This is a genomic window from Allorhizobium sp. DMC15 (assembly GCF_056314065.1).
Window position 1 is genome coordinate 44610 of the sequence record NZ_JBQUZB010000005.1, and the last position, 20412, is coordinate 65021.

The 20412-nt window shown below is 59.3% G+C and carries 16 protein-coding genes and 1 pseudogene; 14 read left to right on the forward strand and 3 right to left on the reverse strand.

Annotated elements, in window-relative coordinates; genetic code table 11:
- The first annotated feature begins 52 nt into the window (after nucleotides 1-52).
- Nucleotides 53-502, forward strand: a pseudogene (locus tag ACT53S_RS20310) (flavin reductase).
- Nucleotides 503-550: 48 nt separating this feature from the next.
- On the opposite strand, the gene ACT53S_RS20315 reads toward ACT53S_RS20310, so the two are convergent.
- Together ACT53S_RS20315 and ACT53S_RS20320 are read right to left on the reverse strand one after the other, a co-directional pair.
- Nucleotides 551-1060: an acyl-CoA thioesterase gene (locus tag ACT53S_RS20315; RefSeq protein WP_476068317.1), complete on the reverse strand. Its 510-nt coding sequence runs from the start codon at nucleotides 1058-1060 to the stop codon at nucleotides 551-553.
- 82 nt (nucleotides 1061-1142) lie between these two features.
- On the reverse strand, nucleotides 1143-2003 hold the full coding sequence (locus ACT53S_RS20320; protein ID WP_476068318.1) for a hypothetical protein: 861 nt from the start codon (nucleotides 2001-2003) through the stop codon (nucleotides 1143-1145).
- A gap of 343 nt (nucleotides 2004-2346) precedes the next feature.
- On the opposite strand from ACT53S_RS20320, the gene ACT53S_RS20325 reads away from it, so the two are divergent.
- From ACT53S_RS20325 to ACT53S_RS20335, 3 genes are all read left to right on the forward strand, one after another.
- Nucleotides 2347-2637, forward strand: coding sequence for a DUF6894 family protein (locus ACT53S_RS20325; RefSeq protein WP_476068319.1), 291 nt, complete (start codon nucleotides 2347-2349; stop codon nucleotides 2635-2637).
- Nucleotides 2638-2775: 138 nt separating this feature from the next.
- Complete coding sequence (locus ACT53S_RS20330; protein ID WP_476068320.1) at nucleotides 2776-4191, forward strand: coniferyl aldehyde dehydrogenase; 1416 nt, start codon at nucleotides 2776-2778, stop codon at nucleotides 4189-4191.
- A gap of 721 nt (nucleotides 4192-4912) precedes the next feature.
- The gene (locus tag ACT53S_RS20335; RefSeq protein ID WP_476068321.1) at nucleotides 4913-5593 is read left to right on the forward strand and encodes a recombinase family protein; all 681 of its coding nucleotides are present in this window, start codon (nucleotides 4913-4915) and stop codon (nucleotides 5591-5593) included.
- A 187-nt stretch (nucleotides 5594-5780) separates the two neighbouring features.
- Here ACT53S_RS20335 and ACT53S_RS20340 read toward each other — a convergent pair whose 3' ends face one another.
- Nucleotides 5781-6398 (reverse strand): recombinase family protein, encoded by a 618-nt coding sequence (locus ACT53S_RS20340; protein ID WP_476068322.1) that lies wholly within the window; start codon nucleotides 6396-6398, stop codon nucleotides 5781-5783.
- Nucleotides 6399-6986: 588 nt separating this feature from the next.
- Here ACT53S_RS20340 and ACT53S_RS20345 point away from each other — a divergent pair.
- From ACT53S_RS20345 to ACT53S_RS20390, 10 genes are all read left to right on the forward strand, one after another.
- Nucleotides 6987-9905, forward strand: coding sequence for an autotransporter outer membrane beta-barrel domain-containing protein (locus ACT53S_RS20345; RefSeq protein WP_476068323.1), 2919 nt, complete (start codon nucleotides 6987-6989; stop codon nucleotides 9903-9905).
- A gap of 436 nt (nucleotides 9906-10341) precedes the next feature.
- Nucleotides 10342-11571, forward strand: coding sequence for an EAL domain-containing protein (locus ACT53S_RS20350; protein WP_476068324.1), 1230 nt, complete (start codon nucleotides 10342-10344; stop codon nucleotides 11569-11571).
- The gene (locus tag ACT53S_RS20355) at nucleotides 11568-12023 is read left to right on the forward strand and encodes a hypothetical protein (protein ID WP_476068325.1); all 456 of its coding nucleotides are present in this window, start codon (nucleotides 11568-11570) and stop codon (nucleotides 12021-12023) included. Before ACT53S_RS20350 ends, ACT53S_RS20355 begins: the two co-directional genes overlap by 4 nt.
- A gap of 96 nt (nucleotides 12024-12119) precedes the next feature.
- On the forward strand, nucleotides 12120-13403 hold the full coding sequence (locus ACT53S_RS20360; protein WP_476068326.1) for an exopolysaccharide biosynthesis polyprenyl glycosylphosphotransferase: 1284 nt from the start codon (nucleotides 12120-12122) through the stop codon (nucleotides 13401-13403).
- 86 nt (nucleotides 13404-13489) lie between these two features.
- Nucleotides 13490-14539, forward strand: a complete 1050-nt coding sequence (rfbB, locus tag ACT53S_RS20365; RefSeq protein WP_476068327.1) for a dTDP-glucose 4,6-dehydratase — start codon at nucleotides 13490-13492, stop codon at nucleotides 14537-14539.
- Nucleotides 14540-14608: 69 nt separating this feature from the next.
- Nucleotides 14609-15481, forward strand: a complete 873-nt coding sequence (rfbA, locus tag ACT53S_RS20370) for a glucose-1-phosphate thymidylyltransferase RfbA (RefSeq protein ID WP_113376753.1) — start codon at nucleotides 14609-14611, stop codon at nucleotides 15479-15481.
- Nucleotides 15482-15599: 118 nt separating this feature from the next.
- Entirely contained in the window at nucleotides 15600-17225 is a 1626-nt protein-coding gene (locus ACT53S_RS20375) for a lipopolysaccharide biosynthesis protein (protein ID WP_476068328.1), read from the forward strand.
- A 71-nt stretch (nucleotides 17226-17296) separates the two neighbouring features.
- Nucleotides 17297-18256: a glycosyltransferase gene (locus ACT53S_RS20380; RefSeq protein WP_476068329.1), complete on the forward strand. Its 960-nt coding sequence runs from the start codon at nucleotides 17297-17299 to the stop codon at nucleotides 18254-18256.
- Complete coding sequence (locus ACT53S_RS20385) at nucleotides 18253-19431, forward strand: phosphotransferase (protein ID WP_476068330.1); 1179 nt, start codon at nucleotides 18253-18255, stop codon at nucleotides 19429-19431. Before ACT53S_RS20380 ends, ACT53S_RS20385 begins: the two co-directional genes overlap by 4 nt.
- Nucleotides 19425-20348, forward strand: coding sequence for a glycosyltransferase family 2 protein (locus tag ACT53S_RS20390; protein ID WP_476068331.1), 924 nt, complete (start codon nucleotides 19425-19427; stop codon nucleotides 20346-20348). Before ACT53S_RS20385 ends, ACT53S_RS20390 begins: the two co-directional genes overlap by 7 nt.
- Nucleotides 20349-20412 lie beyond the last annotated feature (64 nt).

Genomic DNA, 20412 nt, shown 5'->3' on the forward strand with positions numbered 1-20412 from the left:
CGGCTCCGGCATTCCACGCACGCCGGTCACGCGGGAAATCTATCGCAATGGCATGGCCTCGCTTGCCGCGGCCGTGAACGTCATCGCGAGCGACGGGCCGGGTGGCCGCGCAGGCTTCACGGCCACGGCCGTCACCAGCGTCACCGACGATCCTCCAACGCTGCTCGTCTGCCTCAACAGGACGAGCTCGGCTGCCCCGGCGGTGATGGAAAACAAGGTCGTGTCGGTCAATGCGCTGGCTCCCGGCCACGAAACCGTCTCCTCACTCTTCGGCGGCAAGACGCCCATGGCGGATCGCTTTGCCGCCGCTCGCTAGAAAGCCGGCAAGACGGGGGCGCCGCTTCTCGAAGACGCGCTCGTCTCCTTCGATTGCGAGGTGACCGAGACGGTCGAGGTGGGGACGCATTTCATCCTGATGTGCCGTGTTGTCGACGTGCGTGGCGGCGACCGGGAACAAGCCCTCGTCTATTTCCGCCGTGCCTATCAGGCCGTCAGCGCCTGATAAGATGTGCGGAGCAATCGTCGATAAGGGCCGACGCAGACGCGGCTATCAGCCATTCGCTTCCTGTGCTTCGGCCACCTGGCTCGCCTCTTTGAAACGCGCTTCGAACTCTAGCCGCAGCGCCCGGCGAATTTCGGCGGCGCGCTGGCGGCGCTTGCGGACTTCCGTCTTCGCCTCATAGGGCGGCACAGCAGTTGGACGGCCCTCGGCATCGACGGCGACCATGGTGAAGTAACAGGAATTGGTATGGCGTCGTTCGCCGGTTCGGATGTTTTCGGCTTCCACGCGAATACCGACTTCCAACGACGTGCGGCCGGCATGGTTGATCGAGGCGCGGAAGGTCACGAGTTCGCCGACATGGATCGGCTGACGGAAGACCACCTGATCGACCGAGAGGGTCACCGCATATTGCTGGGAATAGCGCGAGGCGCAGGAATAGGCGACCCGGTCCAGCAGATTGAGCAGCGCGCCGCCATGCACTTTTCCGGAAAAATTCGCCATGTCGGGTGTCATCAACACCACCATTTCCAACTGGCTCGAGTCATGTGTCTGTTCCATCGGTACCTTTCCCACGCGCGACAATCCCGTCCACTGCAGGCTAGGCGAGGCAACAGAACTTTCCAAGGCGGTTTGCGTGAGCTTAAGCGGCGCAGGGTCCAGGGACAGTGCGCTTCCGCGTCTCGACCCGATCCACGGCCTCTGCGATCCAGCTCCAGAAGCCGAGATGAAAACTGCGCACCTCGGATAGCATGCGAGGGGTCAGCGCTACACGGCGCGAGTTCCGGTTTTGCAGCACGAGACCTTCCGCTTCGGCGGCATTGATCACGTTGCGCAAGTGGGAGTGGGATATTCCGAGTTGGTGGGCCAGATGCCGCGATTCGAGCGCGAACCAGCGATCCCCGTCGAGATCCGCACCGCTGTAATGGGCACGCAGGAGCGCGAGTGCTATTCGGTCGCCGCAGTCGAAATTGTCGAACCACGACCAGGCGCCGGGCTGCTTCAGGGCCGCGCGCGTGCGCCCCAGCATCGGACGCGTCGCGGCGATGAAGGCGATGCCGAAGTCCTTGTCCGTCCGCAATCTTTGCGCGTATCCGTCCGGCAGGAAGCCAGCAATCTCGGCACAATTCATGTGGTGCGAGAGCCAAGTCTTCAGTCCATCCAAAAGCGGCGGCCGAGCCGCCAGAAACTTGGCCCGCCTGTCTTCGGTATTCACGATCGTCTCGACGAAGCCTGCAACCTTCAGAAGTGCGAAGAAGGCGGACAATGTGCGCGATGCACCCATTTCTTCCTGGATCTGCGTTAGGGTGGGACGGTCCCCGAGCCCGAGTTCCGCCTCGCAATGCAGCACGGCCAGGAGACCTGCAGCGTGGGACTGCAGGTTGCGACCGAAGATCTTGTTGACCAGCCTCTCGCCCAGATGCATCGGCAAAATGCTGGTGGTGCAATGGCGGATCGCCTCTTCATAGGCCTGGTCCGTCAATCTCGCCCGCAATGCATCCATGGCCATCCTCTGCCCGCTCGATTGGACTCCCTAATACCATAATGAGACCGTTTCTGCTGTGACGACCGACAGGGCACAGATGTGTTTGAGACGCCCTCCGTCATTTTTTGCCCTAAAGACACGGCCCACACATTCCGCTGCTGTGCTCCTCATAGAACCCGTCCTGCTGACCGGTTGGCATTGCATGAGCAAAACAAAAAAAGTCACCAATTTTGGTCGGAGTTTTTGTTTGCGGCGAAGATAATTATGGACAGCAGCAACCCCGGCAGTTAGCTCTGAACTCGACTTGCACATCGTGTTGGATGTGTTGGTGCAACTGCGAGCATACTGCCGGAGCCATGTCTTGCCACTCTACTACATGCATGTCGTTGAAGACGGTGAACGCTTGCTCGATGTCGAAGGCACCGAAAGTTCCGACATAGATGCCGCCCGTGCAGTTGCGATTCGCGGGATCCGCAGTGTCGTGGCCGACTCGTTCTCCACCGGCGAACCCAGCAGCATCACCGCAGTGGAGATCTGCGATGGCGGTGGCAATTTGCTGCTTTCCGTCACGGTCGCCGAAGCGGTCGAGGCACCTTTGAACCGGCTCCTCTCGATCGTTCAAGCGAGCACGACGGGCCCCGGCCAGAGCTGATCGATTTGCGCTGAGGCGTGTGCGCCGGCGGAGCCTAGCCTCCCTCGGCCAGGACTGGCCGGCACGGGCACCTCCATGGTATCCCGACAGCTCCATCGCGGTTTTCGACGATCAAAACAGGTATCGCGGAGTAAAGTCTTGCGTGAAGGCGACCCAGCAGACACCCACCTGGCCGATGTGCTCGCCATGCAGCGGGCGGCTTTCGAGGCGGATCCTTCTCCGTCTTTGGCCGTCCGCCGTGATCGGCTGGACCGGATCGCGCGCCTCCTGACGGAGCGGGCGGAGGAGATTTGCGCGGTCGTGTCCCGCGATTTCGGCCATCGCTCTGTTCATGAAACGACGATGCTGGAAATCGTGCCTTTGATGAGCGCGCTGCGTCACACGCGCGCGCATCTGAAACGCTGGATGAAGCCCGAACGGCGCGGGCGTTCGCTGGAATTTCTGCAACTGTCAAACTGGGTTCAGTATCAGCCGGTCGGTGTGGTCGGCATCATGGTGCCGTGGAACTATCCGATCTTTCTCGCGCTCGGGCCGTTGATCGATATCCTCGCCGCCGGAAATCGGGCGATCATCAAACCTTCGGAACTCCTGCCGCAGACATCTGCCCGGCTTGCCCGGCTGATCGCGGACTATTTCGCACCCGAAGAGGTGACGGTGATCGAAGGCGGTGTCGAGGTGGCATCCGCCTTTTCCGCGCTGCCGTTCGATCACCTCATCTTCACCGGTTCCACAGCTGTCGGCAAAAAGGTCATGGCAGCCGCTGCAGCCAATCTCACGCCGGTGACGCTGGAACTCGGCGGCAAATCGCCGACGATCGTCGCCCCCGACTGTGATCATGCATCGGCCGCGCGCGACATCGTTTTCGGCAAGATGATGAATGCCGGGCAGACCTGCATCGCGCCCGACTACGTTCTTGTCGAAAGGAGCCGGTTGGACCAGTTCGTCGGCACTATCGTGAGCGAAATCGAGCGCTGTTATCCGCATGGAATTTCCCCGTCGCAGTATACCGGTATTGTCGGGGATCGCGCCTATCGCCGTCTCCTCGACGCCGTGCAGGAATGCCGGGACCGCGGCGCGAGGCTGGTTGCCGCAGATATTGCCCTGCCGCAGACGGGTGTCAGCCTCGCACCGACCCTTGTTGTCGATCCGCCGATCGATTGCCGGCTGATGGAGGAGGAGATCTTCGGGCCGATCCTGCCGATCATACCGTATGACACGCTCGCCGACGCCATCGCCTTTGTGCGCGCCCGACCACGGCCGCTGGCGCTTTACCTTTTCACAGCCAGTTCCGAGACGGAGCGCAAGGTTCTGGCCAACACGATCTCCGGCAACGTCACCGTCAATGGCACGCTGCTTCATGTCGCACAGAACGATCTGCCGTTCGGCGGGATCGGTCCGAGCGGCCTCGGCGCCTATCACGGCTTCGACGGCTTCAAGAGATTCTCGCATCCACGCGGCGTGACGAAGGTCAGGATCTTCAATCCGACCCGCCTCGCCATGCCGCCTTACGGGCGCCTGACGGGCATTCTGGCAAAAATCATGGGGCGCGGCTGACGGGGTATCCCCTAGGGTGACGAAGATCGGTGATGCCATTGGGGAAAGGCGGCCTGGCAGTGCAGCTTTCATGCGCGCTTGTGGTGACCTCCCCAAAAATAGTCACCTGCTTTACACCAAAAGATCGAGCGCATGGATGTGTGCCGCGACGCTGATGGGGGCTATCGGCGGCGTTTTTATCCGATCGACAGATGAGCGCACTGCCAGACAGCAACGGTCTATGATGCCGCCGTCCTCCGTTCGATACAGCACGAAGTTTTCCTGCAGCAGTTGGGAGGATACATGTTGCGTCCCACAACAGGGTTTCACAAATTGCGTGAAATTTTAAGCAGGATGAGGCGAAAAAGTAATTATTTCAATGAAATAATCGATAATTCCTTCAGTCAGCGTGTAAGAAGATCATCGAAAATCTATGTCTTTTAATGGAGTGAAGTAAGTGACATTTCGAATGTGCTAACAAAAGACCTTCGAATACGATGTCCTGTATAAATATGATTTATTAAAATTCATAATATATCATATTATGAACATCAAAACGGAGTAAAGTGTGCGGTATGTAATAAGGAATATTTATTCTTATATGAAAATATAAATTATAGGACTTTTGATTAATAAATTAATAATAATGCATAACTATCGCCTGTTCGATGTCCCCGATGTGGCAGGGGCACTTCAGCATGCGACGGCACGTCGGCGTCGCAACTTGGCGGGGTGATACATTATGAACATCGGGTACGCCCGAGTCTCAACGGATGAGCAGAATCTGGATCTGCAACTGAATGCCTTACGGGCAGCCGGCTGTCAGCAAGTTTTTTCCGATCAGGGCCTGTCTGGCAAGACAATTGATCGTCCTGGGCTCACGCAAGCGATGGCAGCGGCACAGGCAGGAGGAAAGCTGGTGGTGTGGAGACTTGATCGCCTCGGACGGTCTCTGCCCCATCTGATCAGGCTGGTCGATGAACTTGGCGCGCGTGGCATACAGTTCCACTCGCTGATGGAAAACATCGATACGAGTTCGTCGAGCGGACGATTGATTTTTCATATTATGGGCGCCTTGGCTGAGTTCGAGCGCAACCTGATTAGTGAGCGGACAAGAGCCGGGATGGAAGCCGCCCGTATTCGAGGGGCGCGTTTGGGGAGACGCTCCGCCTTGTCAGCCCTTGATATCTCTCAGCTGAAAACCGCCCACAAAGCCGGGGCCGAACTTTCGAGTCTCACCAATCGATTCGGTGTTACAGAGCGAACCCTGAGACGATATCTAAAACACTCGATGTCTGTCCTTGCGCTGCTCTCCCTGATGCCAATTGACACTATGTGTGGAGCCGGCGCCGTGGCGGTGCCGGAGGCGACGAAGACGGCTGTTTTGCGTGATTCCGCGGTCTGGATGCATGCACTGCGCTGAACATTTCACCACTGCCGACCTGACTTGAGCACTACCAGGTCTACGCCGGGCAAGCGGAAAAGCCCGGCCAAACCCGCTTCCGAATTCCGTCTCCTGCATCGTGAGCACCGCCGATGGCTCACCTTGCCCGCAAGAGCGACTGGTGCACATCTGGCCCGGGACCTCGGCTTCCGTTTCGCGAGACAGCCTATTTATCATCCAACACATGCGTCGTGCTCTCTATGACCTCTAGAGCGTGCCGGCGTTTCTCGACGCGGTTTCTGATCATTCGGTTGAGCGAGCGCGCGGTCAAACCGTGTGCTTTGGCGATTTCACAGAGCGTGGCCTCGCCCATCTCAAGTGCGTGTGCCGCGCAGAGCAACTTTTCGTCGCTCAGGATCGGTTTGCGCCCGACATGGCGACCCAGGTTGCGGGCTGCGGCCATACCGGCGCGTGTCCGTTCGCTGATCAACGAACGTTCGAATTCCGCAAGTGCCGCCATCATGTGGAAAATGAGCCTGCCGCCGGGAGAGCTCGTGTCGATATTCTCGCTGAGAGAGAGGAAGTGAACCCCACGCCTCCCAAGCTCATCCACGAGCTTCACGAGATGCATCAGGGATCGACCCAGCCGGTCGAGGCGCCAGACCATCAGCGTGTCACCCGGTTTAAGTACTTTTGTCAGTGCATCCAAACCAGGACGGTGGAAGTCCTGACCGGAGATCCCGTGGTCGGAATAAATCTTCGTGCAGCCTCTCTGTTTGAGTGCCTGAATTTGTAGGTCCAGCTTCTGGTCTTCGGTCGAAACGCGAGCGTAGCCAATATTCATAATCAATTCCCATCAAATCCGGATTTCTCCGGGTTGGACCAAGTTTGGGCCGACGTATCATCTGCGTTGACAATAAGGGGTCCTTTTCGTCCGGGATTTTTTTCCGCATTTTAAATCAAAAAAATCCAAAATTTTCAGTGTAGATTCGAATCTGCCGTCCTTCGCAGTCTTGTTACGTGAAGGGACCCTTTAATGCACGGTTCATATTCATTATATTCGAATTTATGCACAAATATTACTCTGCGTAAAGAGAGTATTATTGAAATAAAATCCGGTAACTTGGGGATTTTAGTTCGAAAAATCTTCAGTCTTGCTTCGAAACAAATCCGTCACATTGTTCATTCCACCCCGCCCAATAACGGTGTCCGCGCAGGTGCAGCCTTGCGGTCTGGTGTCTTCGGCGCCGCCGCTGCGCCGGAATGTCTGGGGGTGATCCGCAATTTGCAGCGTCTGTCTCTCGGATGAGGTGACGCGCCTTTTTCAATTGGTTTCAGGGACATCTGAGGGGGTAAGAAGTTGGTTTTCCATCATCAAAGTCGTGGCCTGGCTTCGCTGGCGTTTGCCGAGCGTATGAGAGGTTTCGTTCAATTGTCTCAGCGGCGACGTCGTCTGGCTGCAGGTGTTTGCCTGCTTTCGCTGGCCGTGAGCTCTAACTTCGGCCTTGGCGTGTCGAACGCTCTTGCAGATTGCCTGCAGAGCTGTGGTGGTGGACAGGCGCCGTCAGACCTTTGGGTAGATGAGGGTACCAAGACGCTCTCGGACGAGGATCTCGGCGTCAGCACACTAACGGTCGGCAGTGCCAGTGCTGCTAACCTGATAATCAAGGAATCGGCAGCGCTGGTCAGCGCGAATGCAACGATTGGGACAGAGGCTCTTGGTGCTGGCAGCGTCGAATTGACGGGCGCTGGCTCAAGCTGGTCGAACAGCTCTGAACTGACGATCGGGATCTATGGCGGTACTGGGAAGGTCACAGTCTCCGATGGTGCGGCGCTGACCGCATCTCGTCTTGCACTGTCCACTGGGAGCTGGGAGCAGGGCGCGGGTGGTACCGGTACGCTGGAAGTAAGCGGTCAGGGTACGGTCTGGACCAATACCGGTGGCGTCGATGTAGCGCGTACTGAAGGTTCCACGGGTTCGCTTACCATCTCCGACGGTGCACAGGCGTATATTCGCAACATCGGTATTTATGCCGGAGCCGGCGCTTCGATCACCATCACGGGCGACGAAACGCATGTTGAGATCGGCAATCCCGAAGACGAGGGGGAAGCAGCCTGGTTGAGCCCGGAGGGCGGTTCAGTCGACGTGGCTGATGGTGCCTATCTCTATGCGAGTGGCATTTACGTTGGCTCCGCTGGCGAGAATCTGACGACCATGACGGTCTCGGGGGCTGGGACTGTCGTGGATACGAAGCATCGGATCTATGTGGGTGGGCAGAACGGCTCTCGGGACGTAGATCCCATGAACGGCAATGGCTTCCTGCAGATATCGGACGGCGCGCAGGTTTCCTCCGCCACCGTCGGTGCCGGTATGGATCCCAATTCGTTTGGATTTGTCCATGTCACCGGCGAGGGCAGTCAGCTTGCTGCCCGGGAAAATGCTGACCTGGGCGCCGCCGGGAACATTTATGTTGGATATGCCGGAACAGGCGTCATCGGTGTGTCGGACGGGGCGGTCCTCGAGGCCGATGGACAGATCCGGATCGCCACGGTTGAGGGGGCGACCGGGGTCCTCGTGATCGGTGGACTTATCGGCTCTCCTCTGGCGGCGGGGACCGTGCTCGCTGACGAGGTCGTCTTCGGTGATGGCGAGGGTCAGATTGTCTTCAACCATACGTCTACGGATTACGAATTTGCCGCAGCCCTGTCCGGCAGTGGCCTCCTGACTGCAGCAGCGGGTACGACAATCCTGACAGGTGATTCCGGTGATTTCACCGGCACGATTGACGTGCTCGGCGGCACGTTGGACATGCAGGGTGCCAACAACGCCACGGCAGTTGTACGTTCAGGAGCCACACTCACGGGTGATGGCACCGTGGGGTCCATCGACGCACGTGCCAATTCGGTCATTGCACCGGGCAACAGTCCCGGCAAGCTGAGGGTCAACGGAGACTACAAGCAGGCAGCCGGCTCAATCTACCGCGCCGAATTGGCGCCGGGCGTCGTGGATGTTCTGCAAAATGTGAGCAACCGCGCGGCACCTGCAAAGAGCAACGACCTGATTTCGATCGACGGCGAGGCGACCTTGGAACCCGGGGCCATCCTCGACGTGGTGAAGTATGGGACCGACCGCTACCGGCTCGATGCGAGCTATATGATCCTGACCGCAGACGAAGGAGTTACCGGCGTCTTCGACGTGCAGGGTGATACGCGTGTATCGCAATTCTACGACTTGCTGGCGGACTACCAGGACCATGCCGTCTCTCTGATATCGACGCAAACGTCATCGTTTGAGAGTGCGGCCCTGACGTTCAACCAGTTTGCGGTGGCCGAGACCCTGCAGGCAATGGACCCGAAGGCCGATCTTCGCGAGGCTGTCGGTATTGTCCAGTCTGCCGAAGACGCACGGTTGGCGTTCGATCAGCTCTCGGGGGAGGTGCATGCATCCGCGAAGGCCACGCTTCTCGATGACAGCCGGTTCCTGCGCGAAGCCGTCGGACGGCAGATGTCGACGGGGCCTGCGGTTGAGGGGCCGTCGTTCTGGACCCAGGCTTATGGCAGCTGGGCCAATCTCGATAGCGACGGCAATGGGGCAAGCATCGACCGCAATGGCGGCGGCTTCTTCGTGGGCGCCGAGGGCGACCTGGCAGAAGCCATGCGTCTTGGTTTCGTGGGTGGCTACGGCAACACATCCCTGAACCTTTCAGAGGGTAGGGGATCTGCGTCGATCGACAATTACAGTCTTGGTATCTACGGCCAAGGCACATGGGATCGGCTCAACCTCACACTGGGTGCCGCACAAACCTGGCACGAACTCGGGACCGAGCGACGCGCGAGCTTCGACACATTCGAGGATCAGCTTTCGGCCGACTACAAGGGGCGCACTGCGCAGGTCTTCGCGGAACTCGGTTATACGCTCGAAACCGGTGAGGCTTCATTCGAGCCGTTCGTGGGGCTCGCCTATGTGAACACCGATACCGACGCCTTCACAGAAGAGGGAGGAGTCGCGGCTCTGAGCGGTGCAGCCAGCGATGTCGACGCAACGTATTCGACGGTCGGTCTCAGGTCGAGCACCCGTTTCGACGTAGCCGGACTGGCGATGGAAGCCTCTGGCACTGTCGGCTGGCGCCACAACTTCAGCGATACGAACGTCGGTTCGGTTCACGGCTTCGACATGAGCAACAGCTTCACCGTCGCCTCCGCTTCTTCCGACCGGGACGTCGGGTTCATTGAGGCCGGTTTGAAGGCTGACCTCGGATCGAGTGCCGCGCTGAGCATCTCCTATTCCGGACAATTCGGCAAGGAAATCAACGACAGCGGCGTGAAGTTGCGCTTCGACGTGAACTACTGACCACACACGAGGGACGGTTTGGGGGCGACCGAAGATGAAATCGAGCGTCAGTCAAGAGCCGAAGTTCGGTCACTCGCTCCCCGGCAGGCAGCTTCGCCATGCCGGGTTGCGCGACGGGATTGTTGCTATCGACCGTGTGTTCCCCCGTCGGGAAATTGCGCGCTTCTTCAGCCCTACCACGCACCCCCAAGCCCATGTGGTGTCGGGTCTGAAGAGGGAGAAGCCTCCGTTCGTCGTCTTCGGCAGGGGGCCCTGGACCGGGACCGCCGTCCCGGTCCAGCTCCTCCCGCGGTTCGAAGCGGTCGGAAATCAGCTTGACCGTGTCGACCGACCGAGAGCGCCGACCGCTGTCGGGTCCCGGCGGTGAGCGAAAACGCATTGCAGCAGAAATCTGGCCCCACCTGACGAGAGGTTTGGCCTGACCACAGATCGCACGATGTGCGGTTCAACGCATTCAAGGCGGAACTTATCCATGAAGAGCCACCCACGCTTCACGATTGTGATCGAGAATCTAGCCTGCATCGCAGCAGCCTATTCCGAAGGCGTTGCGGGGCGTGTCCTGGGTGAAATCTGGCGGCGTTTCGACGAGGCGCTTTCCGTTGTCGACTGGGAGCGAGACGAGAAGTCTTACGGACTTTCCTTGGAGTTTGTCGGGCCGCGATTGGATGATGCGCGCCTTCAGGAACTGGAGGATGCCGTTCAGACCGCCGCGTTAACACCGCTGACCATCGGCAAAATCAAGCTGGTGGTGGCGCTCAGATTGTCACGCCACGACGCGCCGGCCACGATCAGCTACATCAACCGCAATCTCGATGTCGCCCGCTACCGCGCCGATATGGAAGCGGCGGTACTTGCCTATAAGGCCGTCCGGTCCGGCAAAGTGCAGTTTGCCGAACAGCCGATCGTCGCTGCGGATGCGCCCGAAACGCTTCTATACCGGGAGCGCCTGATCCGCCTGACCGAGGTCGGTAGCGGCAAGAGCATCGCGCCGGGGGCATTCCTTCCTGCGCTCGAGAGGCTTGGTCTTACCGCCACCCTGGACCGCTGGGTTCTGATGGACACGCTGCGGCAACTGAACGCCGAACCTGAGTTGTCGCTCGGATGCAACGTCTCGGCGATGTCGTTGAACGATGATGTCTGCTGGAACTCGTGTCTGCGAGACCTGATGGCGAGACCCGACGTGGCGGGCCGTCTTGTCATCGAGGTGACTGAGACCGCGCTCCCCGCAGATACCGCCACAGCCACCGACTTGCTCTTCGCGCTGAAAGGCACCGGTTGCCGTATCGCCCTCGACGACTTCGGTTCTGGCTTCAGTTCGATCGCGTTCGCACGCGTTGCGCGCCCGGACATCATCAAGCTGGACGCGATCTTCGTCGGCGAAACATCGGAAACCATCTTTGGCAGCGAGCTGCTCTCCAGCCTGATTACCATGTCCTCCTGCATGTCCAGCCTGGTGGTCGTCGAGGGGGTCGAAGACGCTGAGTGCCTCGCGGTAGCGCGGCTTGCCGGTGCCCAGTGGCTGCAAGGCTATCACTTTGGCAGGCCGGAAATCCCGCATGACCGTTCCCAGGCCGTGGCCGCCGTGCGGCTGCCGACCGCCGATCGTGCGCGTGCGCGGCGCCAACTCATCCGGAAACCCGTAGCTTCTGAGGAGATCCTGCGTTGAATGTCCAGTCAAATTCCTGGGCGTTACTGGATTCCGGTGCCTCCGTCAGGATCGGAGGTTCTCTTGCGGATCTCGCCCAAAGTGCCGGAACCAGCGAACACGCCGCTCTGATTGCTGCGCTTGAAGCCCTGGATCCGTTTTCGGCGCCTTTTGAACATCCGTTCAAGCATCTGACGGATTCGGCGCAAGCAGCGCGCGATGTGCTGTCGAGCCCCGGATTTCAGCTCTCTGAAAGACAGATCCAGGTGGCACTTTCTGTCTACGAGGAGGGGCTTTTGAACGGTTATGACGCCGCCACGGACGAAGCCCTTCTTAGGGAGGCGGAGGGTTTCTCCGCAGCGGATATTACCCGCATCCACGCGGTGGCGTGGCGGCACGGCGATGCCATCCGCCGGCGCTGGCGGGCTTACGGGCATCTCGTGACCATCCTCATCGGAGGCCGACAGCCATGATCTGCGAGTATCGCTCAGCACCGATCTCCTCGGTCGCTATTTCATATCCATTCCTGTGCGTCGGGCTGACACATGTCGGTTCCGTGGTAGGTGCCGATGTATAAGCAAGCCGTCGGGTTCTGGGACGCACCCCGCCATATTGCTCTTCGGGTTCGCTATCAGCTTGTGGGCGGTCTGCTCTTCGCGATCGGCGTTCCGCTGATTCTGCGTATGCTGTTCGTGCCAGAGGTTCTTTCGAGTGCCAATCACCAGGTCACCGTAACGGCTGCCATTGTCGCGCATCTGGCGGGTTATCTGCTCTATCGTCGGCTCGGCACCTATCCCGGCTTCGCCGCCGCAGGCGCGATCCTGCCGACATTCGCGCTGACCTATGGCACGGTCTTCATCATCATCTTCTTCTTCCGGTTTGATTACAGCCGTTTCCAGGCGGCGGGGTCGTTCACTTTGTCGACCGTTTGGTATTTCGGTTGGAGCTTTCTTGTCAGCAAGCTCCAACCGACACGCCTTGCCGTCGTTCCGGCTGGGGACATCGGAACGGTGACGTCGATCGCGGATGTGGCATGGCGCGTTCTGACCACGCCCAATCGCCCTCCGGAGCGTATTCAAGGCGTTGTCGCCGATCTGCGGGCGGATCTTTCCGGTCCCTGGGAGCGCTTCATTGCCGATTGCGCCCTCTCCGGCATACCCGTCTATCATGTCAAGCAGATCGTCGAATCCCTGACCGGGCGCGTTGCCATCGACCATCTGTCTGAAAACACCCTTGGATCGCTCAACCCAAACCAGGCTTACCTGGCGGTCAAACACGCTGTCGATTGCGTCACCGCGGCGATCGCCCTCGTGCTGTTGCTGCCCTTCCTTCTCGTTGTGGCGCTGTTGATCCGCGTGGATTCACCCGGCCCCGCGCTCTTCTGCCAGGAGCGGCGTGGCTATCAGGGGAAGGTATTCACCATCTACAAATTCCGGACCATGCGCGTTGCGGGAGACGCTCGCCAAGATGATCGGGAGCGCGCCGTCACGGCCGACAGTGACCATCGGATCACCCGCTTCGGCCGGTTCCTGCGGCGCACGCGCATCGATGAACTGCCGCAGTTGCTCAACATCCTCCGAGGCGAAATGAGCTGGGTGGGGCCGCGTCCCGAGGCCCTGCCGTTGTCGCGTTGGTATGAAGAAAAGCTGCCTTTTTATCGATACAGACACATCGTAAAGCCGGGAATTACCGGGTGGGCACAGGTTAATCAGGGGCATGTTTCAGATGTTGAGGACGTCAGGCAAAAGTTGCATTATGATTTTTACTACATAAAGAACTTTTCTCCTTGGATGGATATCATAGTGTACATAAAAACTGTTGCGATAATCATAAATGGATTTGGTGCAAAGTAAGATTTTTTACCGTCTATGTTTTGAAATCATGACGGTTGTCGCGCGCCCATCGAGGCGAGCAACGTGAATTGGAAAGGTATCGATTGATGAAATTGCTCGTGACGGGTGGTTTGGGGTTCATCGGCTCTGCTGTCGTGCGGCTGGCGGTCGAGAAGGGGCATTCTGTCGTCAATGTTGACGCTTTGACCTATGCCGGCCGTGTCGAGAACGTCAGCCCGGTCGCGGGAAACCCGCTCTATGCATTGGAGCGCGTCGATATTCAGGACCGCGCCGCCCTCGATCGGATTTTCGACAGCTTCCGGCCAGACGCCGTGATGCATTTGGCTGCAGAATCCCATGTCGACCGCTCGATCGATGGCCCGGGAGATTTCATCCAGACAAACATTGTCGGCACGTTCTGCCTGTTGGAAGCCGCGCGCGCATACTGGTTGAGCTGCGGGAAGCCGGACAGTTTCAGGTTCCAGCATATCAGCACCGATGAGGTCTTTGGCTCCCTTCCTCGCGACCCCTCGGTCAAGTTCACCGAGACGACACCGTACAGCCCCCGCAGTCCCTATTCGGCATCCAAGGCGGCTTCCGATCATTTGGTCCGTGCTTGGCACGAAACCTATGGCGTGCCCGTGCTGTTGACCAATTGCTCGAACAACTACGGACCCTATCACTTCCCGGAAAAGCTCATCCCGCTCGCGATCCTCAGGGCATTGGCCGGTAAACCGATCCCGATCTATGGCGACGGCAGCAACGTCCGCGACTGGCTTTATGTCGAGGACCACGCCGAAGCTCTGATGACTGTACTCGACCGAGGCTCCGTCGGTTCAAGCTACAACATCGGCGGCGACAATGAACTCACCAATCTCGAGTTGGTGCGGACATTGTGTTCGATCCTCGACGCCGAGAGGCCAAAGTCCTCGGGCCGTTATGCCGACCAGATCGTCTTCGTCGCAGATCGACCGGGCCATGATGTGCGTTATGCGATCGACGCCACACGGATCCGCACCGAGCTCTCGTGGAAGCCATCGGTGACCATCGAAGAAGGGCTCCGGCGAACCGTTCGCTGGTACATCGAAAACGAGGCCTGGTGGCGTCCGTTGATGGACCGAAAAGCCGTTACCGCACGGCTTGGGGCGAGCGCATGACGCACACGCATCATCATTTCGCGGAAAGCGGATTTCTCGCACCTTTCTGCGCTACATCGGAGGTTGGACATGTCGTCTCGTAAGGGGATCGTTCTCGCCGGTGGTTCGGGCACCAGGTTGTATCCCATCACCGTGGGCCTCTCGAAGCAACTGTTGCCCCTCTACGACAAGCCGATGATCTATTACCCGATCTCCATCCTGATGCTGAGCGGCATTCGTGAAATCGCGATCATCACGACGCCACAGGACCGCCAGCAGTTCGAAAAGGCACTGGGTGACGGCAGCCAGTGGGGTATCGAATTCACCTGGATCGAGCAGCCGTCGCCGGATGGCCTCGCACAGGCCTATATCCTCGCGGAGGAATTCCTCGCCGGCGCGCCGTCTGTGATGGTGCTGGGCGACAACGTCTTCTTTGGCCACGGTCTGCCCATTCTTCTGGCGGAGGCCGCCGCACAGGAGACTGGCGCGACAGTTTTCGGTTACCGCGTCGCCGACCCGCAGCGCTATGGAATCGTGTCCTTCGACGACTGCGGGCGGGTATCGAGCATCATTGAAAAGCCACCCGTGCCCCTCTCGGATTATGCGGTCACCGGCCTCTACTTCATGGACGGCACTGCCCCCGCCAAAGCGAGAATGGTCGTTCCGTCTGCGCGCGGCGAGCTGGAGATTACATCCCTGCTCGAACAGTATCTCGAAGAAGGCACGCTGACCGTCCAGAAGATGGGGCGCGGTTATGCATGGTTCGACACCGGGACCCATTCCAGCCTGCTGGACGCCGGAAATTTTGTCCGCACGCTGCAGATGCGCCAAGGATTGCAGGTCGGATCACCCGATGAGATCGCCTTCGACCAGGGTTGGATCGATCAGAATGCCCTCGTCTCGCGTGTGAACCTCTTCGGCAAGAACGAATACGGCCGCTATCTGGCGGGGTTGCTGAAATGATGGTTTGGGCGAGAGTCTCGACCGACGAGGTTTGGGATGCGTTGGACCGCATTCTGCCAACCGCATGCGCCGCACGCGCGACCGCCCTTGCGCAGGCAACTCAGCCGGAGGCGCGCGCATGACCGCCGCTCTTGCTGCAATACGACCCGCCGAGAGGGCACAGACAGGCGGCGAGGGCGCGCGCTCGGCGGCCCCATCTGTGGCTGAAGGCCAGCCGGTTTGCCGCTCGTTGTTGACGAACACGCTCGTCATGTATGGGCGGACGCTTCTGACCATGTCGGTTTCTCTGTACTCGTCGCGCATTATACTCGCCGAACTCGGTGCCGTGGACTACGGAATTTATGTAGCCGTGGCCGGTGTCACCTTCGTCATCGCGTTCTTGAACTCGGCCCTTGCCGCCAGCACTCAGCGCCATCTGAGCGTCGAGCTCGCATTCCACAATGCAGAGCGGCTGGGCGCCGTTTTCAGCGCGTCCCTCCAGATCCATGCCGCAATTGCGCTCTTTGTCTTGTGTGTCTGCGAAACACTGGGCCTTTGGTTCCTGCATACCCACATGGTTATTCCTCCGGCACGGATGCAGGCTGCTACATGGGCCTTCCACTGCGCCGCATTCACGGTTGCTCTGACCGTGCTTCAGGTTCCGTACAATGCGTTGTTGGCGGCAACCGAGCGGTTCTCGGCCTATGCCGCTTTCGATATTGCGCACGCGCTCCTGCGAGTGCTGGTTGCCCTGGCCCTCGTCCCGGCTGTCGGCGATCGTCTTGAACTCTTCTCGTCTCTGATGATGTGTCTCGTTGTCGTCAATTTCCTGGCCAAGGTCGGATATTGCCGATGGGTGATCGAGGCCAGTCGATACAGGCCGTGCACAGATTTCGATCTTTTGCGACGGCTGGCCGGTTTCGCCGGATGGAGCCTCATCGAGGTCCTGTCGGTCGTCCTGAACATCCACGGCTTCGCGTTGCTTCTGAACCTGCATTTCGGCCCGGTGGTGAATGCGTCGCAAGGCATTGCAGTTCAGCTTGCCAATGCAACGTCGACGCTCGCGTCAAACCTCCAGATCACGGCAAGTCCAGGTATCGTGAAGTCATACTTCCAGCAGAATTCATCGCAGTTACACGACCTGATCGCGAGGAACTCTAAGACGGCCTTCTTCTTGATGCTGATCCTCGTTGTGCCTGTTTCCCTTGAGGCTCACGTGGTTCTTGGCATCTGGCTAGGAAACACTCCGGAACATTCCGTGGGGATGGTCCGGCTGCTGCTCGTGACCGGTCTCGTCAACAGTCTGTCCTATCCATTGGTCTCCGTCATTCAGGCGACCGGAAACATTCGCCGGTATCAGATCGTCGTTGGTGGATTGATGTTAACGGCACTGCCGCTCGGCGCACTCCTGCTTTCCGTGGAAGCAGGACCGCTGTCGCTGTTTTGGTTGCTGCTTCTGCTTTCGTCTCTTGCTCTGGCGGTTCGAACGCGGTTCGTCGTGCAACTGACAGGGCTTGCTCCCGGATACTTCGCTCGGGCCGTACTGCGGCCGGCTGTGGTCGTCACACTGCTGTCTTTTGCGGCGAGTGCGCTTCTCGGCGCTGCAATGTCGCACCTGCCGCTCCCCGACATTTCCAGGTTTATGGCCGCATGCATGGTGACGGCCGGTGCAATCTACGGGCTCGGCTTCTCCGATGAAGAGCGCCGGTGGTTGTCTGGCATGCTCAAGGACCGCCTCCTCCGGTCTCGGAAGGTCTCGCCATGAGTGCTCGTAGACCAAGCGATGCCGCATCACAGCAAACCGGGATCCAGCACGGTTTGACGGCCTCTGTCGTGATGGCGACCTTCAACGGCGCAGAATATCTGGAGGAGCAGCTCACAAGCCTGTCTCAGCAGACGCGACTCCCAAATGAACTTGTCGTCTATGACGACGGCTCAACGGATGAAACATGGGCTGTCCTGCAGCACTACGCTGCCAAATCGCGTTTCGAGATGAAGGTTCTTCGCGGGCAACGAAACCGGGGCGTCAATGCGGCGTTCAGCGCCGCCCTCCGCGAGGCGTCAAGTGACGTCATCTTCTTCTGTGACCAAGACGACATCTGGATGCCAACAAAGATTGAAGTCATGCTGGCGGCACTCGGCGGAGCGCCTCACGCTGGTTTTGTCTTCTGCGACGCGGTCCAGTTTTCCTCTTCCGACCGGTATCAGTCGAAAACGCTCTGGAATCTTGCTCGCTTCACGACCACGCGGCAGGCCCGATTCCGCAAGAAGCCGTTGGAAACCATGATATCGGGTGGAAACGTCGTCTACGGCATGGCTTCGGCCTTCCGTCGTGACGTGATCGAGCCGTTCATGGACATCAAGCCCGCAGGTTCCGTGATGACACACGACACCTGGCTGGCTCTCTGCGCAACGGCGAGCGGGCATCCGGGACTGCCTCTCTCTCAGAAATTGGTGGCCTATCGGCGTCATGCCTTGCAGACGAGCGTGCTGGCACGACGAAAACCGCATGATCTGGCCGCTCGGGCTGAGGTCCAGCGGGCTCGGTTTGAGCAGGAGATCGAGGCTTTCCGGCTTGTGCGAGAGAGCGTCCGCTCATTTTCGCTTGGCGCCGACATCGATCTGGCCACGTCCCTTTCGGTCCTCGACCGCAAGATTGCGCTGTTGAAAGCTCGGGCCGATTTGCGCCGGGAGAGAAGTGCGAAGCGAGCCTTGAATGAGCTCTTCAATCGTGACTACTGGCGGATGAGCAGTGGCCTCCTGAGTGTCCTTCGTGACTATAGGGGGATCTGGTGAACACGCGTGTTTCATTCGCCTCCTCCTCCGGCTCCTTCGGAGAATTTCTAGAGGATTTGGCTGCCCTCGGTGTCGCTCAGGTGTCCGATGGGGGGCGGTCCTATGGGCTCTTGAAAGCGCGGACCAACGATCGTTGGTGGGTCATCCCAACCAGCGGCGGCCGTGTATCGGCTGCCGCCATGGCGATGTTCCAGCCTATGTCTTTCCCGGCGAGCCTTATGAAAGCCGGGGTTACACTGGCCGCTCGGCTTGGTGTCCCCAGCGGTTGGAGCTCCGGTCGTCTGCGCCTCGCTACTCTTCCAGAATTGCCCGGGAAGCATCCGGCAGGGCTGGCGCATTGTGCGTATTTTACAGGAACCGCAGGGCCTCATCGGAAGACCGCGATTCAATTGATGGCTGAGAATGGCGACATTCTCGGCTACGCCAAAGTCAGTCGACGAGCCCTTGTGAAGCCGCATCTGGCGCGCGAGGCCAAGATGTTATCGCGTATCGACCGCCTCGCGCTGTCGACTGTCGACGTGCCGACCGTGCTGGCTTTTGATTCTGGCTGTGCGGTTAGGCCAAGTGTGCTCGTAACAGACAGTCGCAAGACCATGGCGACCAAAAGTGGGGTCCGTCTGGGGCAGGCCCATCTCCACTTTCTGTGCGAACTGGCGGCGCGAACGCGACGTACCGGTGCGACCTCAGTGATCGAGCACATCCGGAGCTTGTCGCGCGACATCCGACTGCCCGCAGCCTGGGTTGGCCGTATGCTGTCCAGTGCAGCGATAGTCTCGCGCTTTGCCGAAAGTCTTCCTGTCTCCATGGCACACGGGGATTTCACCCCTTGGAACTGCATCATGCTGGAGTCTCGGCTCTACGTGTTCGACTGGGAATACGCAGCCGAGGATTTGCCGCTTGGCTACGATCTCGTTCACTATCTGCTGGCAATCCGTCACGATGACGACCCGGTCGCCGTCATCTCGCGGCTGAACCAGCAGGTTGCAGCACTCTTTTCCGATCTGGATCTGGAGACTGTACGGACCTGCATACTTGCGTCTCTGCTGTTCCACGCGGCTTTTTATCTGCAACGGCAACTGGACTATGCCGGAAACACCGATGGCTGGACTGACGGTGACCGGCGCGGCCGCCTGGTCGATGCCTGCCTCCGGCAATGGGAGGCTGCGGGATGCTGAGATTGGCGGTCGTCATCCTCACCTACAATAGCGATCGCGACCTGCGGCTGTGCCTCAATGGGATTCTGACCCAGCGCGATGTGGTCGTGGACGTGATCGTCGTCGACAACGGGTCCAGCAGTGTAAGCCGCGCGAGAATGCGATCAGACGTAAGGGCTGCTCTGCCTCGGGTGCGGGAGGTCCAGGCCGGCGACGGTGTACCCTCAGACTACAGACAGGGCGCCGGGCTCTTTGTATGCAACGATCGGAATGCCGGTTATTCGGCAGGCAATAACATTGGCGCGCGCCTCGCCGTGTCGCTCGGCTGCGACGCGATCCTCGTCGTCAATCCCGACGTCCGGATCGAGGACGTGGATTATCTCACCACACTTGCTACCACGCTATTTCGGTCGCAACGGAATGCAGTGGCGGCGTCGGCGATCTTGAGCCTTGCCGGTGTCAACGAAAACCCCATGTTCGAGCCAGGTCTCGCAAGGGAAATTCTGGCACCGTTTTTCATGCTCCTCGCCGGTCTGTCGCGCAGACGCATCGGGGGCAATCCGAAACCGGAGCTTCCGACTGGCAATGACAAGTTGAGCGGATGTTGTTTCCTGGTGCGTAGCAGCTTCCTGGACCGTATCGGCTACTTCGACGAGAACGTCTTTCTCTACTGCGAAGAGGCAATTCTTGCCGAGCAGGTGCGGCGGGCCGGCTTCCGCTCCGTCTACAATGGCGAAATCTCGGCCGTTCATGCCCATCGGACCGCCGAGAAAGGCGATCCCGTACGCCGCTTTTCCCTCTGGGCACAAAGCCGCAGATATTACCATGTCCGCTATCGCGGCAGGGGGCGGATTTCGCTTGCGGCCTTGCGTCTCTCCCATGGGGTGATGCTGGCCATGACCAGTCTTCGGGCACGGGTGCAAGGGGGCTTCCTATGAGTGACGTCTTCGCTCCTTATTCCGGAGTATCGCCAAGAATGGCTGGATGGCATGGCGGACGCCC

What these genes read in the sequence shown, in the direction of transcription:
- ACT53S_RS20315 (WP_476068317.1), bottom strand. Translation starts at nt 1,060, where the DNA reads ATGGAACAGACACATGACTCGAGCCAGTTGGAAATGGTGGTGTTGATG.
- ACT53S_RS20320 (WP_476068318.1), bottom strand. Translation starts at nt 2,003, where the DNA reads ATGGATGCATTGCGGGCGAGATTGACGGACCAGGCCTATGAAGAGGCG.
- ACT53S_RS20335 (WP_476068321.1), top strand. Translation starts at nt 4,913, where the DNA reads ATGAACATCGGGTACGCCCGAGTCTCAACGGATGAGCAGAATCTGGAT.
- ACT53S_RS20340 (WP_476068322.1), bottom strand. Translation starts at nt 6,398, where the DNA reads ATGAATATTGGCTACGCTCGCGTTTCGACCGAAGACCAGAAGCTGGAC.
- ACT53S_RS20350 (WP_476068324.1), top strand. Translation starts at nt 10,342, where the DNA reads ATGTGCGGTTCAACGCATTCAAGGCGGAACTTATCCATGAAGAGCCAC.
- ACT53S_RS20360 (WP_476068326.1), top strand. Translation starts at nt 12,120, where the DNA reads ATGTATAAGCAAGCCGTCGGGTTCTGGGACGCACCCCGCCATATTGCT.
- rfbB (WP_476068327.1), top strand. Translation starts at nt 13,490, where the DNA reads ATGAAATTGCTCGTGACGGGTGGTTTGGGGTTCATCGGCTCTGCTGTC.
- rfbA (WP_113376753.1), top strand. Translation starts at nt 14,609, where the DNA reads ATGTCGTCTCGTAAGGGGATCGTTCTCGCCGGTGGTTCGGGCACCAGG.
- ACT53S_RS20375 (WP_476068328.1), top strand. Translation starts at nt 15,600, where the DNA reads ATGACCGCCGCTCTTGCTGCAATACGACCCGCCGAGAGGGCACAGACA.
- ACT53S_RS20380 (WP_476068329.1), top strand. Translation starts at nt 17,297, where the DNA reads ATGGCGACCTTCAACGGCGCAGAATATCTGGAGGAGCAGCTCACAAGC.
- ACT53S_RS20390 (WP_476068331.1), top strand. Translation starts at nt 19,425, where the DNA reads ATGCTGAGATTGGCGGTCGTCATCCTCACCTACAATAGCGATCGCGAC.